14 protein-coding genes are annotated in these 13,303 nt (G+C 52.8%); 7 read left to right on the plus strand and 7 right to left on the minus strand.

The features are described 5' to 3' along the window. Positions 1 to 11 precede the first annotated feature (11 nt). Both ACR0E2_RS17160 and ACR0E2_RS17165 read left to right on the plus strand, forming a co-directional pair. Positions 12 to 485, plus strand: a complete 474-nt coding sequence (locus ACR0E2_RS17160) for a DUF427 domain-containing protein (protein ID WP_171641851.1) — start codon at positions 12 to 14, stop codon at positions 483 to 485. A gap of 255 nt (positions 486 to 740) precedes the next feature. Further along, positions 741 to 1,811 (plus strand): ABC1 kinase family protein, encoded by a 1,071-nt coding sequence (locus tag ACR0E2_RS17165; protein WP_480447301.1) that lies wholly within the window; start codon positions 741 to 743, stop codon positions 1,809 to 1,811. Between the two features lie 175 nt (positions 1,812 to 1,986). Here the strand turns inward: ACR0E2_RS17165 and ACR0E2_RS17170 are convergent, their stop codons facing one another. Next, entirely contained in the window at positions 1,987 to 2,526 is a 540-nt protein-coding gene (locus ACR0E2_RS17170; RefSeq protein WP_480447302.1) for a thiol-disulfide oxidoreductase DCC family protein, read from the minus strand. Between the two features lie 631 nt (positions 2,527 to 3,157). On the opposite strand from ACR0E2_RS17170, the gene ACR0E2_RS17175 reads away from it, so the two are divergent. Genes ACR0E2_RS17175 through ACR0E2_RS17190 form a run of 4 tightly spaced genes read left to right on the plus strand, consistent with a single transcriptional unit; the run spans position 3,158 to position 7,574 of the window. After that, on the plus strand, positions 3,158 to 4,699 hold the full coding sequence (locus ACR0E2_RS17175; RefSeq protein ID WP_480447303.1) for an FAD-binding domain-containing protein: 1,542 nt from the start codon (positions 3,158 to 3,160) through the stop codon (positions 4,697 to 4,699). 5 nt (positions 4,700 to 4,704) lie between these two features. Next, a complete protein-coding gene (locus ACR0E2_RS17180) occupies positions 4,705 to 4,836 on the plus strand; it encodes a DUF2256 domain-containing protein (RefSeq protein ID WP_480447333.1) in 132 nt (43 codons plus the stop codon). Further along, positions 4,833 to 6,077: an FAD-binding domain-containing protein gene (locus tag ACR0E2_RS17185; protein ID WP_480447304.1), complete on the plus strand. Its 1,245-nt coding sequence runs from the start codon at positions 4,833 to 4,835 to the stop codon at positions 6,075 to 6,077. Before ACR0E2_RS17180 ends, ACR0E2_RS17185 begins: the two co-directional genes overlap by 4 nt. 3 nt (positions 6,078 to 6,080) lie before the next feature. Continuing rightward, the gene (locus tag ACR0E2_RS17190) at positions 6,081 to 7,574 is read left to right on the plus strand and encodes a cryptochrome/photolyase family protein (protein ID WP_480447305.1); all 1,494 of its coding nucleotides are present in this window, start codon (positions 6,081 to 6,083) and stop codon (positions 7,572 to 7,574) included. A 166-nt stretch (positions 7,575 to 7,740) separates the two neighbouring features. Here ACR0E2_RS17190 and ACR0E2_RS17195 read toward each other — a convergent pair whose 3' ends face one another. Further along, positions 7,741 to 8,673, minus strand: coding sequence for an SdiA-regulated domain-containing protein (locus ACR0E2_RS17195; protein WP_480447306.1), 933 nt, complete (start codon positions 8,671 to 8,673; stop codon positions 7,741 to 7,743). A gap of 214 nt (positions 8,674 to 8,887) precedes the next feature. Between ACR0E2_RS17195 and ACR0E2_RS17200 the strand changes: the two genes are divergently transcribed. Then, the gene (locus tag ACR0E2_RS17200; RefSeq protein WP_480447307.1) at positions 8,888 to 9,613 is read left to right on the plus strand and encodes a DUF4956 domain-containing protein; all 726 of its coding nucleotides are present in this window, start codon (positions 8,888 to 8,890) and stop codon (positions 9,611 to 9,613) included. Here ACR0E2_RS17200 and ACR0E2_RS17205 read toward each other — a convergent pair whose 3' ends face one another. From ACR0E2_RS17205 to ACR0E2_RS17225, 5 genes are all read right to left on the minus strand, one after another. After that, complete coding sequence (locus ACR0E2_RS17205; RefSeq protein WP_480447308.1) at positions 9,614 to 10,555, minus strand: metallophosphoesterase family protein; 942 nt, start codon at positions 10,553 to 10,555, stop codon at positions 9,614 to 9,616. Continuing rightward, positions 10,545 to 11,978 carry a hypothetical protein gene (locus ACR0E2_RS17210; protein WP_480447309.1) on the minus strand — a complete coding sequence of 478 codons (1,434 nt, stop codon included), beginning with the start codon at positions 11,976 to 11,978 and terminating at the stop codon, positions 10,545 to 10,547. The genes ACR0E2_RS17205 and ACR0E2_RS17210 overlap by 11 nt, the downstream gene beginning before the upstream one ends. 19 nt (positions 11,979 to 11,997) lie before the next feature. Beyond that, a complete protein-coding gene (locus ACR0E2_RS17215; RefSeq protein WP_480447310.1) occupies positions 11,998 to 12,642 on the minus strand; it encodes a protein-tyrosine phosphatase family protein in 645 nt (214 codons plus the stop codon). Between the two features lie 117 nt (positions 12,643 to 12,759). Next, positions 12,760 to 12,933, minus strand: a complete 174-nt coding sequence (locus tag ACR0E2_RS17220; RefSeq protein WP_170755412.1) for a hypothetical protein — start codon at positions 12,931 to 12,933, stop codon at positions 12,760 to 12,762. Positions 12,934 to 12,974: 41 nt separating this feature from the next. Further along, the gene (locus ACR0E2_RS17225) at positions 12,975 to 13,280 is read right to left on the minus strand and encodes a hypothetical protein (protein ID WP_480447311.1); all 306 of its coding nucleotides are present in this window, start codon (positions 13,278 to 13,280) and stop codon (positions 12,975 to 12,977) included. Between the last annotated feature and the right edge of the window lie 23 nt (positions 13,281 to 13,303).

Consider the following 13,303-nt stretch of genomic DNA (forward strand, 5'->3'; position numbering starts at 1 on the left):
CCGGTTCCACAATGACAGCTTTGACAATTGAAGACGTGCAAGACTATCCGCGGCCACCTGCGCTGCGGGAGGTGCCCCATAACGTGCGGATAGAGTTTGGCGGTCGAACAATCGTAGAAACCGATCAGGCGTTTCAGGTACTCGAGACCCACCACGCCCCAACGTACTACATCCCACCGCATGACATTGATGCCGTTCTGACAAAAACCTCGGTCAGGTCATACTGCGAATGGAAGGGCGTTGCGAGTTACTGGGACGTTCAGAGCGGGGCGGCCAAGGCCACAAAAGCCGCATGGAGTTACGAGGAACCAACCACCAGGTTTGAACAGATAAAGGGCTATGTCGCCTTCTACGCCGGGCTTATGGACGGTTGTTTCGTTGGCAAGCATCGTGTGATCCCGCAACCCGGGGACTTTTATGGGGGTTGGGTCACCGAGAATTTGAAAGGTCGCATCAAAGGCTCTCCGGGCACGGAATTTTGGTGAGGATGTATGACTGACCCTAAATCCTCAACAACCTCTTTGGCAGTTCCTACAAGCCGTTTGGTCCGTGTTGCCGGTTTAAGCAGCATGACGGCAGGCATTGCAGGAAACGTGGCAGTGCGCGCCCTTCGAGAGATCGGTCGCGGTGCGCGACCCGATATGCGTGGTTTGTTGATGACCCCAGGTAACGTGACACGGATCGCGGATCAGCTTTCGCGCATGCGAGGGGCGGCGATGAAGGTGGGTCAGCTGATTTCGATGGATGCAGGCGAGGCCTTGCCACCTGAGCTGGCTGACATCATGGCACGTTTGCGGGATCAGGCGCATTTCATGCCACCGAAGCAATTGCGTGACGTCCTGAACCGAAACTGGGGTACAGATTGGCGCAAATCCTTCAAAACGTTCAATGTAAGGCCCATTGCGGCGGCGAGTATCGGGCAAGTACATCGTGCAACTTTGAAAGACGGGCGTGATATGGCGATCAAAGTGCAATATCCCGGTATCGCTCGCAGTATCGACAGCGATGTTGCCAATGTGGCCGCGCTGGTTCGAATGTCCGGTCTACTTCCCAAAAGCTTTGATCTGGGGCCGTATATCCAAGAGGCCCGCAGTCAATTACATGAAGAAACGGATTATCAACGCGAGGGGCGGCACATGCGCCACTTTGCTGACCTCTTGCAGGGTGATGATGCGTTCGAAATTCCGGAGTTCTTTCCGGATTGGAGCACTCCCGAAGTTCTAACGATGTCCTTTCTGGAAGGTCGCCCTATCGAGACCGTGAGTGATGCGACCAGAGAGGAACGCAATCGAGTCTCAGAAGCCTTGGTCGATCTCACGCTGCGCGAGGTTTTCGAGTTCGGTATCATGCAAAGCGATCCAAATTTTGCCAATTACCGATACAACCCGTCAAATGGGAAGATCAGCCTCTTGGATTTTGGCGCGGCCCGAGCCCTGCAACCATTGGCAATTGATGGGTATATGCATCTGCTGCGTGCTGGCCTGCGGGAAGATGAAGAAGAGCTTCGTAACGCTGCCATCCAATTGAAGCTTGTTGAAGGTGATGGCCCGTTCGACGACCGGATCCTCGGAATGATCCGCAGTGTCTTCGACGCAATCCTATCCGCGAATGAATTTGATTTTTCTGACCGAACGCTCTCCAACCACCTGAACAAGGAAGGCATGGCCTTGGCCCGGGCCGGGTATATCCCGCCCCCAATGCCAATGGATATTCTTTACCTTCAGCGAAAGATTGGGGGGATGTTCTTATTGGCCACGCGATTGAGTGCCTCGCTGCCTGTAAAGACGCTTCTTGCAAAGTATGTCATCTGAACGACCCCTATCCTCCCTAACCCAGCAAACCGAGCAATAGCAGAACCCGCGGCACCGATATGCGTGACCAACCCAAAACAAAGCGCGAGTATAATGCGAGTGTTGCCAAGTGCGGGTTCGAGCCCCCGTTTTACGAGCCAAACCAGTCCTTGAAAACGACCATCGTCCAGATTGATCATGTCGACGAACCTGTCCCGTTAGCCGACTTCGCTCCGACCCAAGACGCGATCCTCGAAAGCATCGGTCTTAGTGGCAGGAAGCACCGGTATGCAAGCTCTAGCAAAGGCGTTATCCCCGGCAAGCTTGCCGCCCGTGCCAGCCAATGCCATTTGGGTAAAGTGCCCCAGAGTTCCGTAAACGCGCGTGCACCGGATACTAGTTGTCCATCTGGTCGACGCACAGTGAAACGATCCATAGCTTCTTGCCGCGTTAGATCTTCATCAATTCGAACATTTGGTTTTGAAACGTCGACAAACCTCAAGCGTTCAGCGCCCTCGCAGGAGGCATAGTGCTCGATCTCAACGGAGCAAAGCGGGCAAGATCCGTCGTAATAAACCGTAGCAAACGAATGATCAGTTGCGGCGTCATCAGATGTGAGCGCAACCTCAGCTTTGTCCGTTTTGTCCATTTTGTTTGACCTCGTCTTGCGGGCTTCATCCGCCCCGTTGCTAGACTTAGCGCAGATACCGAAGAAACGAGGGTTCAGCCTTGACATACAGATGCGTTATGAGGCCGCAACTTGTGATGATGTTAGCAAAATTTTAGCGATTGCGTCGCCCGAATTGCAGGCGTGCGGGCAATTTTATCGAATAGGGTGAGGGGTTTGTAGGTACCTCGTTGTTTTCCGAAAGGCACTGAAAAGTTGCCCTACCAGAAGATGACTACGGCAATCTCACAAGCTCAGCGGTTGGCGCAGCTCATGATCCACGGGGCTTGATACCGCATAAGTCAAGCTTACTGCTTTCGATGCGCAAACAAGATGGTCCCGTTTGAATACCTCCCTCTTGCGTTTACACTGCTTTCGGGGCGGATGCTCTGAGGTCCGTTGCCAACCGTGCCTGATAGCGTTCAAATCGACGGGCTGGTTTCTTTATCCTTTACTCAGAAATCAGAAATTCAAATAAGACAGAGATGGGCTAACCCGCTCCTTTTTTGGTGGTTTAGGGCCCAGAGCGATCACTTGCCAATGTCACCTTTGTCGGGGTCTTTTTCTCTTGGCCACATGCCTTGGTTGGGTTCGCGAGCGCTTCCGACATTCATGTTCCGAAGGCCAATGGTTTCTCTGCAAAAACCACGTCACAGCGGAACGCGAGGAAGACTGGAACATAGATCCATTTCTAGTGGCCATGCGTACAATCCTTGAAAACGGAGGTATCGTGCAGGTCGTCTGGTTCAAACGGGATTTACGGGTAAATGATCATCCGGCACTGGCGCAAGCGTCTGAGGTCGGGCCAGTTCTGCCACTCTATGTGGTTGAACCTGAGCTTTGGCAGCAACCTGACGCGTCAACACGGCAGTGGAACTTTGTTGCTGAGACAATCGCTGAGTTGCGTGATGACCTTGGGAAACTGGGACAACCACTCATTTTGCGCAAGGGACAAATTGTGGCGGTCCTTTCCGAGTTAAAAGATCGTGGTCTGATAGACGTACTTTGGTCACATGAAGAAACAGGAAACAATTGGACGTATCAGCGGGACCGTCAGGTTGCTGCATGGTGCAGGGACCACGGCGTGCGGTGGCACGAAGTACAAAACCATGGCGTTCTTCGCAGGCTCAGGTCTCGCGATGGCTGGGCGGAACGTTGGGACCGGTTTATGGCTTTGCCCGTTGCTTCACCAGTTGCGCTTAAGCATATCGACATAGAACCAGGCTATATTCCCACGGGGCGCGACCTTGGCTTGCGGGATGATACATGTGTTGGTCGTCAAGCCGGTGGACGAGCTGTGGGTTTGGAACGTCTGAGCAGTTTTCTGACCCACCGTGGCAAAAGATACCAACGCGAAATGTCCAGCCCCTTGGAGGGGGCCGTTGCGTGTTCGCGGCTGTCGCCCTATCTGGCTTGGGGTGCGCTTTCGATGCGCGAGGTGTCGCAAGCTACTGAAAATCAGAGACGCCGGTTGCCGCCGCAGGCAAAGGATTGGCGTAAATCGCTTCGCTCGTTTTCGGGCCGTTTGCATTGGCATTGCCATTTTATTCAGAAACTTGAGGATGAACCCCGGATTGAATTTGAAAATCTGCATCGGCTCTACGATGGTCTTCGACCGAAAGCGCCAGATGCCCAGCTCTTGACCGCATGGTCCAACGGAGAAACGGGATATCCATTTCTGGACGCATGCATGCGGTCATTGCAGGCAACGGGCTGGCTTAACTTTCGGATGCGCGCAATGGTGATGGCCACTGCGAGTTATCATCTTTGGCTGGATTGGCGGGCCCCGGGTGAGCATTTGGCGCGCATGTTTACCGACTATGAGCCGGGCATTCACTGGAGTCAGGTGCAGATGCAATCAGGCACCACTGGCATCAATACCGTGCGCATCTATAATCCGGTTAAGCAGGGCTATGATCAGGATCCAGAAGGGTTGTTCATTCGGACATGGTTGCCGGAATTGTCCCAAATTGCGGATCAGCATATCCATGAACCCTGGAAAGCTCACAACGCGAAAGACATCATTGGAACGCTTTATCCAGAGCGTGTTTTTGACCATCTAGCGGCAGCCAAGGCCGCGCGCGAGCGGGTTTGGGGCGTGCGCCGAAGTGCGGAGTTTCGTTCCGAAGCACACGCCATCGTGACAAAACACGCCAGCCGAAAGAATCGGCGGAATCCTCGCAAAGTCGCGCGGGCGTCTCAAAATCAAAAGCAACTCAGCCTGCCTCTGGAGGATCAGTGATGAAGATGCGCAACAAAGCCGACTTACCCCAGAAGGTCTGCCCGGTCTGCCAGCGCCCGTTCACGTGGCGCAAGAAATGGGAAAACGTTTGGGATGAGGTGAAATACTGCTCAAAAAAATGCAGATCGGCTGCATGATCGAGATGTTTTCAGAACTTGATGAAGCGAAAGAGACGTTTGATTTCAAACCCACAAGGACCAACGGTCTTATAAGGCTGGAGCAGTTCGTGGGACGCACCGGGCGCCATTACGCAAGTGCGCGAAACTACGATTTTGGGACTGAGCGTCGCAGCAATGTTTCGGGTTTGTCACCTTGGCTGCGCCACCGTTTGATAACGGAGAAAGAAGTACTGGCAACGGTTTTAGCGTCGCATAATTTCGACGCGGCGGAGAAATTCGTGCAAGAAGTTTTTTGGCGCACGTACTTCAAGGGTTGGCTGGAACAAAGGCCCAGCGTCTGGTCACTGTATCAGCGGGATTTGCTGAGCGCTTGTGAGCGATTAAGAGATGATGAGGGCTTAAAGACCCGTTTCAATGATGCAGTGAACGGCAATACCGGCATCGACTGTTTCGACCATTGGGCGCGGGAACTGGTGGCGACAGGCTACCTTCATAACCATGCGCGCATGTGGTTTGCATCAATCTGGATTTTTACACTTCGCTTACCTTGGCAGCTTGGCGCGGATTTCTTTTTGCGACATTTGCTGGATGGCGATCCCGCATCGAACACGCTGAGCTGGCGCTGGGTTGGCGGATTGCACACGAAAGGCAAAATTTACCTCGCGCGCCCTGACAATATTGCCAAATACACTGAAGGACGGTTTCAACCTAAAGGCCTGGCTAAATTTGCAGAACCGCTGACCGAGCCGGTAGATCACCCGCTCGTTCCCCTTTCAAGTCCGCACATGCACTCAGACAGCCCTTATCTGTTGCTGTTGACAGAGGATGATCTGTCAGCTCATCAATTGATGCCGACACCGCCCGTTGCCGCGATTGGACTTTTGGCGACGCGTGGTCGGTCTCCAAACCCGTTGGGAGACGTTGTACAGGATTTTGCCAAGGGCGCGATGAGCAGCGCTTTGGAACCCCACGGAAAACTCGGGCAATCGACCGAGGACTGGTGTGGTACGTTGATCGAGGCAGCACGGAATGCAGGTGTTACGACCATTGCAACAGCCTATGCGCCTGTCGGTCCCACTCGGTCACGGCTGGATCGTGCGGAACCTGTATTGAGAGACGCAGGCCTTTCTTTGAACAGGATAATGCGGCCGTACGACGCTTTAACATGGCCTCATGCGAAGGCCGGGTTCTTCGGCCTTCGAAAGAAGATCCCGTCGCTTCTACGCCAACTGAACTTGGCCACCCAACAAAGACCATAGCCCATGTCCACTGCCGCCCTTTTACTTCCCAACCAATTGTTTGCCCAACACCCGGGCCTGGCCGCCCGGCCCGATACTGTTGTGCTTTTCGAAGACCCGCTGTTCTTTGGCGACGCGTATTATCCCGCCACGATGCACAAGCAAAAGCTTTGGCTGCACCGCGCCACAATGGCGCGCTATCGCGATGGCTTGGTCGCCAAGGGCTTTGATGCTGCGATCTGGCCCTTTGAGCGGCAGCCGGGTGCATGTCTGCGGCTTTTTCAGAACCTGCGTGATCGTGGTGTCAGCCGAGTGATCATGGCTGATCCAGTAGACTTCATTGCAGAAAGACGTTTTCGGGCAGCGGCTGGCAATACCGACATCACGCTCGATATCCAGCCATCCCCCGGCTTTCTGAATACGCGGGCCGACAATCTGGATTGGTCTGCCGGTCGAAAACGCTGGTTCATGGCAGAGTTCTACAAGGGCCAACGCCGCCGTTTGAACGTGTTGATGGACAGCGGCCAACCGGCCGGGGGACAATGGAGTTTTGACGAGGAAAACCGCAAAAAAGTGCCCAAGGCGCTGTTGAGCAGCCTGCCTTGGATCGACTGGCCTGCCCATGACGCAGTTGATGAAGCCGCAAAAGCGAGCGTTATCGCTGAGTTTCCAGATGCATTGGGCAGCCTGGATACGCTATTTTATCCGACGTCACACAAAGCTGCATCCGATTGGCTGGAGCAGTTTTTGGAACGGCGGTTCGAACACTTTGGCGACTATGAAGATGCCATTGTCGAGGGGGAAAACTGGCTGTGGCATGCCGTTCTTACGCCCGCTTTGAACATTGGCTTGTTGACGCCTAAGCAAGTTTTGGACGCTGCCCTGGCGCATGCTGATCGCAAGGGAATTCCCCTGAACTCGGTAGAAGGATTCATCCGCCAGATCATTGGCTGGCGCGAGTTTATGCGTGCTACCTATGAGAACCTTGGTGTGCAGATGCGCACTACAAACCATTGGGGCCATCATCGCCCTATGCCTCGTTCTTTCTACAACGGAACCACTGGTATTGATCCGCTGGACGACACGATCAAAAGGGTGCTCGAAACCGGGTATTGCCACCACATTGAACGCCTTATGGTACTGGGAGGATTTATGTTTCTGTGTGAGATTGATCCAGACCATGTCTATCGCTGGTTCATGGAAATGTTCGTCGACAGCTATGATTGGGTGATGGTTCCCAATGCCTACGCGATGAGCCAGCATGCCGATGGCGGGTTGATCACCACCAAACCGTATTTTTCCGGCTCAAACTACATTCGAAAAATGAGCCATTGGGGCAAAGGGCCCTGGGCAGATATCTGGGACGGGCTTTATTGGCGCTTTATCCTGAAACACACCGATAGACTTGCTGGCAATCCCCGTTGGGCGATGATGTGCCGTACGGCTGGGCGCATGTCGCCAGAGGTCAAAAACAAGCATGTCACGACGGCTGAAGACTTTTTGCGACGTATGACGTGAGCATGAAATTTACCCGCGCAGTGTCCTGCGCTGGATTAAGATCGCTTAATCCCAGCCACACTCTAACGGAGGTTCTGATTGAGGCGGACAAAGGCAGATGCGTACAAAGCAAGCTGAAATAACTTGCGGAAGCCATTGTGGCGGTGTGAGCTTCGTTTTCTAGCTATCAAAATTCGGGAATATCAAAAACATACAGTCGCGATTTCTCGGCAACATCTGTCAGGATGTAGAGAAGTCCATTGGGTTCATCCAGAGCGATCCCTTCTGGATGCTTTACAACCTTACGGTCGCCGTCTTTCATATAAGTTAGTTCTATTTTCTCTGCCGTTCTCTTCTCGGGATTGTACAAAAAGATCTGGCGCCCTTTGTCGCTCAGAATCCAAAGTACACCTGAGGACGCAGACCAAGCCAATCCGCTTACATCCAGCTCGTCGTCATTTACGCGATCGGAAATAAAACCAGATTCGCGATCCAAGGGGGTGATTTCCTCAATCTCCGTCAGCTCTGGGGACAATACCAGCAACAACCGCGGTTTCCCTTCGATGACCACGAATACTCGCCCAGTGTCCGGATCGACTGTGATGCCCTCAGGCCCTTTGTTCAATGGATTGCCGACGAGCATTTCAGCTGCATCCGAATAACCCTTGAGAGTAGCAAGTGGAACCGTTGTCAGTTGAATGGGGTCGGTTGGGTGAACGACTAGAATTGACCGGTCAGTTTCCTGAAGAACCAAAACAGATCCATCTTTTCGCGAAGCGACACCCTCGAGGTCTGATCCCTTCAGTGATGGCAACTTGAAAGAGTTTCCCAATGCCCCGTCGATTCCAAGGAGATGCAGTTTAGGTTCGGCATCGCTGACAGACCACAAGAAGCCTTCAGCGCTGGAGAGCGACAGACCTGAAGGCTCTGAAAATCCTTCTGATTTGTCTGCGACCTTGAACCTATCGACCAGAACCAGATCAGCACTTTCGGCGCAGGCAAGACCAGCCCATGGCAGGAGCGCCGCCGCCAAAAATCCGGGCGCAAAAGCGAGCCGTCTAAGTATAAAGAAGCTCCGTGAAATTTCAGGTTTTGACGGAAACAGTTTGTTTTCTGCCATTCAGTTTTCTCGCCCGTGGATCACATCCCTTTATCGCGTTCTTATCACAACTCAGATGCGATGTCGGAAGAATGCTCATTGAACTCTTTACCTGATCCCGCTTGTTGCGATTGAATTGAATGGGGCACGATGTGCCTGTGGTGAAGCCTAAGCCCTTGGCCTGAGCAGGAAGGAAGAAAAGCTGAATACGACATTCCCGTTTAAAACCGCGTTGTTGATGCTGCTGTTGCCAGGCGCTGCGGTGTCGCAAATCGACCCTGCAACGATGCTGGCCGGAGCTTCGGAATCGGAAATTCTGATCGAACGCCAATGGACTCAGTTTCGCGGCAAACAGGAACTGTATTTCTTTACTCTCGATGTGGTGGTCACGATCATTCTGGCTGGCTTGATCGTCTATCATCCGGTGAGACGCAAAGCCCGTAGAAGCATCGGCGACTTGGTCATGCCGAGGCTGTTCTTCCTTTATGCTCTTATTGGCATGGCTGTTGGATTCCTGGTGGTTCAGCACGGATCAATGATTGGTTTTGTCATATTTGGCATCGGAGCTTTGCTCAGGTTTCGCTCCAATCTGGATGATCCGGTAGACACCGTCGAAATGATAGTCGTAACTGTTCTTGGTCTTGCGGTCGGTTTGGGCTTGCCGCTGATGGCCACACTGGTGGCGGTTGTATGTTGGTGTTTCATTTGGCTTGGAGGGCGAAACAAGGGCGTGGAAATTTCGCTCAAAGCTTCAGACGAAGAACACTCATTGAACGTCAGCGGCGCCATTGAAGCCATGGCCGCAGACGCTGGCTGGAAGCTGGTCAGAAAACACCACGTCCCTGGCAAGTCTCGCGTTTCATTGCTTTTCATTACTTCGGGTGGACTTTCAGAAGCCCGGATCGAAGAGATGATAAACGATCTGGTCCCCGAAAAAGTTGAGTTGAAACTCAGCCTCTAGTTATTTCACAAGGTCCAATCGTTTCAACACCGCATTCGGGGATCTGATCTCTTTCGGGAGCGACTTGAAGTTTACCGACCTTTCGAAATCGGGCCCTCGATATACTGCTATCCCAAACTCTGCGTTCGGCTGGAATGTAACATGAGTGAAGCTGTGAGGTGATCTGGCATTATCACCAATCAGCCGTCGTGGACCACCGCCCAAACAAGCTTGCGAAACATAAGCCACACCGTCTTTCCAGCCTGGGTAAAAGGCATGATGGTGGCCGGACAGATGCAGAACGACCCCGCTTTGCAGGTAGGTTTTCTCAAGTGTCGGGTCACCGATGATTTCGCGTTCTCGCTGGATCGCAAAGGGCCACAGCGGCAGGTGGCTGAAAGTGACAATCGGGTTTCCATTCGCCGCCAGTTCCTCAAGTTGGTCCTGCTGACCGCCGGATAGCGGCCCAAGGGTCGTGGCATCCAAAGACGCAAACGTGACGCCTTGCATCTCAAACGCGTAGAAGAACGGATAGTCATCCGAAACCAGGAAGTCGACGTCTGGCTTTCTCGGCGCCCATTCCTCGGCGTATATTTTTCTTTCATGTTCGAACCCACGGTAGGCAGAGGCATCATGGTTTCCTGGCGTGACCGCAAATGGAATCCCGGCGGCCTCCAAAGGATCTGAAACGGCCTCGTGAAAAGCCTTCCACATCTCTCTGACCTGTTTGTCTGACAAGTTGGGAATGCGCTGACCCGCAACCATATCTCCGGTCGAAATCACTAGATCTGGATCAATCTCGATTATCCGCTTAATCGCCTTGTCGACGCGCGCATCGTATTTTACCGAGCCATAGCTTCCATTCAGATCTGATATGACGATGACATCCAATGCCGCCGCTTTGCAGGCGAGCAAAGCGGTCCAAATGAACACCGCAATAAGAGCAGAACACCTACGGTTCATAACAGTCCACAGCCTCAACCTCGGTGTCGTTTTTCAAAAAGAATGCGACGGGGTCCAAGTCGAACATCAAAACACCTTTTGAACAATTGCTCTGGAGAATGGACGTTGCCAGCGCTGTATTTCTAACGGCTTGCGCAATCTGCCTATCTGACAGGCCAAAGCTTTGCGACAACCAGTCATAAATCGGGCCTTGCGTTTGAAGGTCGTTATTCAAAGCAAACAAGCGCTGGTAAGTGCTTGGAGAAAAGTGTCGCATTTTCTCCAGCATCTGAGTGGATTTCGCAAAGTTGGCATATTCGACACGCCCACCAGCATCGTTGTCGTTTAGATTGCTGCGACGGATCAATAATGCATCGGCTGGAACATCTCCATCGTTTGGCTTATGGTGCTTGGCCTTCTTGTGCTTCAGGTCTCCGTCTTCGACCCAATACCAATAGGGTGTGAAGTCTATGTTTCCTACGCGGTCCTGCTGGCTAAAGATGAAGTCGAGCAGAACAATCTCGGTAAGTTCTTGCATCCAAAATGCCATCTGTTGGTCGCTGACATCGGGGCCGAGATCCTTGTTGATCTGCCGATCCTTTCGACCTTCCCTGACACCCTCTGCAATGGCCTCGGGCAAGGGTTTTGAAGACCGCAAGGCCAAGAAGGCGGGTGTTTCCTGAAAATCGCGGTTTTGGCCTTTGCCCCAACCGGATTTACGGGTGCCGTTGATTTCCGAGCCGTAGCGATGACCGGGGCTGTCAAGCAGGACACCGTATATCTGCGTTCGATCCGCGGTGAACAGATCATCGGTTGGCTGGTACGAGTTCGGATCGGCATCCGCAGCCAAGAATACCCGCCAGCCTTCATGGTTCATGCGCCCGCCATGAGAGCCACCAGAAATCGCAAGGCCGGGCTCTGCGACCTCGGTGAGATGCGCCTGAGCGTCCATGCTACGCCAGACCGCCACCGGAACGTTCACCGTCGCGTCGAAATACCTGGAGAAATGGTAGTAGAGCAGCGAAGAGGTTGAAAACGTTCCGCTTGTACCCTTCTGGTTCATGGTGGATTTGAATTTAGCCACCCTGTCCTTTGCCAGATCTTTTGCCGCCTTCCCCTCTTTGCAAGCGTTTCTCTCGAATTCGGAACGGTTCCCGGCGTAGGGTCCTTCCGAAATATCGTAGACGCCCATTCCTGGGCTGGTGCTCCAGGTTTTTGGGCAAACAGCAATTTCGGAGGCATAGAAATCAATCTCGCAATAGGTTGTTTCTTCCTCAAGATCGCTTTTCTTATACTCGCCCGTTGGAACTTTTTCGATCCGAATACAGCGTTCAGTAACGCCGTTGGGACTATCAAATGTCGTGGCTTCACCGAGAACATCGTCGTTCGCCCACAAGATGGTGGGTGCAATGAAAGCAAGAGACCCCAGAAGATGGAACTTCATTTGAATAGTCCTCCGGATATCATCTAGGGCAAATCGCAGCCCGTTGTTCGGCGGAAATCTTCAGATTGGGGTCGACACTGAAGTTGGAGAATTTTGCGTCAATCCACTTGTCGCATCCGCCTGAACATGGGGCACCGTTTCGGGCATCATTCCAATATTCCTTGGCCCTTTCTTCTGTCCAACCGCAAAACTGAACGAGCGCCATCGCCGACAATGCACCCGAGGAATGAACGCCCCACATGCAGTGTACCAGGACAGGGCCCTTTCCAGGGTTTTCAATTACTTCGTGTATGGATGCCATGACGGCACCGGGACGGGAGGATCTGGCGCTCTGATAGTCAAAGGATCCGTTCCCACAACTGGTGCGGCCGTACTGAGTGTTTTTGCCGAAGTCGGCATAAAATCCGGTTGAAAACCCTTTTTCGCACAAGGTTTCGCGTTGAACGTCACTCAGACCTGTTCGATCCTTGTCGCCGCCCTTGAAACCGGATCGATACAACACACCGCTTAAGACTGGGCGGAAGAAAGCGACGCCATCGACGCCTCCGTCGCCACTTTTTGAAAGCATTTGGCTGTTGCTAGGGCCACCGTTTCGGCTGGTGACGTCAGAAATCGCAGCGGTTGCCAGAACACCAATGAATATAAGTGACGTCAAAAACCGCATGCGTGTTCCTTTCTGTGTTCAGCCCGTGATGCTCACACTTTTCCTGCCGGCAATCTCTCGGAGAGACACATTCACCGTAAACATCTTTGGTGGCGGTTAGCGTCCCGCCGCGAAGCTTCAAATTGGCCACACCAGATTGATGATAACGACGACCACGAAGTAGGCCAGAACAACTTTCCAATTCCACTGGTGTTTGTTTTCTTCGTTGATCACGCCGGCCGATTTCAATGCCAGGTTTGTGATAATCAAAGCGACAACGATGACCGCCGCATGTGCCAGATCGAAATGCAAACTAGAGCTCCTTTTTTCTGATTTGGGATTGTTGAAAATTGTCAGCAGTCGCCTGATGGCAGCATAGTTACATCTGAATACCTTCCTTCAGATGTCGTGATCCGCGCACATGCGCCGGTATCTTTGTTAAACCAGTAAGAGGTCAGCCCTTCGCTTCGGATAAGTTCAAACCCAAGACTTTGGATGCCCATTTCAGCCTGACCCGCTCTGGCCCCTTCAAATGACGAAAGATCGTTAGAGCTGCCCACAGTTGGTGCACTCGCATCCACTGACCCGCCACTCTCGTCGCATGCTGCGAGTACAGAAATACACACTGTACCGATCACCAAAAAGACTTTGGATTTCATCTGTTTTTTCCTAGCTGATTTGA

This window comes from Ruegeria sp. A4, from assembly GCF_056543025.1.

What these genes read in the sequence shown, in the direction of transcription:
- ACR0E2_RS17160 (WP_171641851.1), top strand. Translation starts at nt 12, where the DNA reads ATGACAGCTTTGACAATTGAAGACGTGCAAGACTATCCGCGGCCACCT.
- ACR0E2_RS17165 (WP_480447301.1), top strand. Translation starts at nt 741, where the DNA reads ATGGATGCAGGCGAGGCCTTGCCACCTGAGCTGGCTGACATCATGGCA.
- ACR0E2_RS17170 (WP_480447302.1), bottom strand. Translation starts at nt 2,526, where the DNA reads ATGTCAAGGCTGAACCCTCGTTTCTTCGGTATCTGCGCTAAGTCTAGC.
- ACR0E2_RS17175 (WP_480447303.1), top strand. Translation starts at nt 3,158, where the DNA reads ATGCGTACAATCCTTGAAAACGGAGGTATCGTGCAGGTCGTCTGGTTC.
- ACR0E2_RS17180 (WP_480447333.1), top strand. Translation starts at nt 4,705, where the DNA reads ATGCGCAACAAAGCCGACTTACCCCAGAAGGTCTGCCCGGTCTGCCAG.
- ACR0E2_RS17185 (WP_480447304.1), top strand. Translation starts at nt 4,833, where the DNA reads ATGATCGAGATGTTTTCAGAACTTGATGAAGCGAAAGAGACGTTTGAT.
- ACR0E2_RS17190 (WP_480447305.1), top strand. Translation starts at nt 6,081, where the DNA reads ATGTCCACTGCCGCCCTTTTACTTCCCAACCAATTGTTTGCCCAACAC.
- ACR0E2_RS17195 (WP_480447306.1), bottom strand. Translation starts at nt 8,673, where the DNA reads ATGGCAGAAAACAAACTGTTTCCGTCAAAACCTGAAATTTCACGGAGC.
- ACR0E2_RS17205 (WP_480447308.1), bottom strand. Translation starts at nt 10,555, where the DNA reads ATGAACCGTAGGTGTTCTGCTCTTATTGCGGTGTTCATTTGGACCGCT.
- ACR0E2_RS17210 (WP_480447309.1), bottom strand. Translation starts at nt 11,978, where the DNA reads ATGAAGTTCCATCTTCTGGGGTCTCTTGCTTTCATTGCACCCACCATC.
- ACR0E2_RS17215 (WP_480447310.1), bottom strand. Translation starts at nt 12,642, where the DNA reads ATGCGGTTTTTGACGTCACTTATATTCATTGGTGTTCTGGCAACCGCT.
- ACR0E2_RS17225 (WP_480447311.1), bottom strand. Translation starts at nt 13,280, where the DNA reads ATGAAATCCAAAGTCTTTTTGGTGATCGGTACAGTGTGTATTTCTGTA.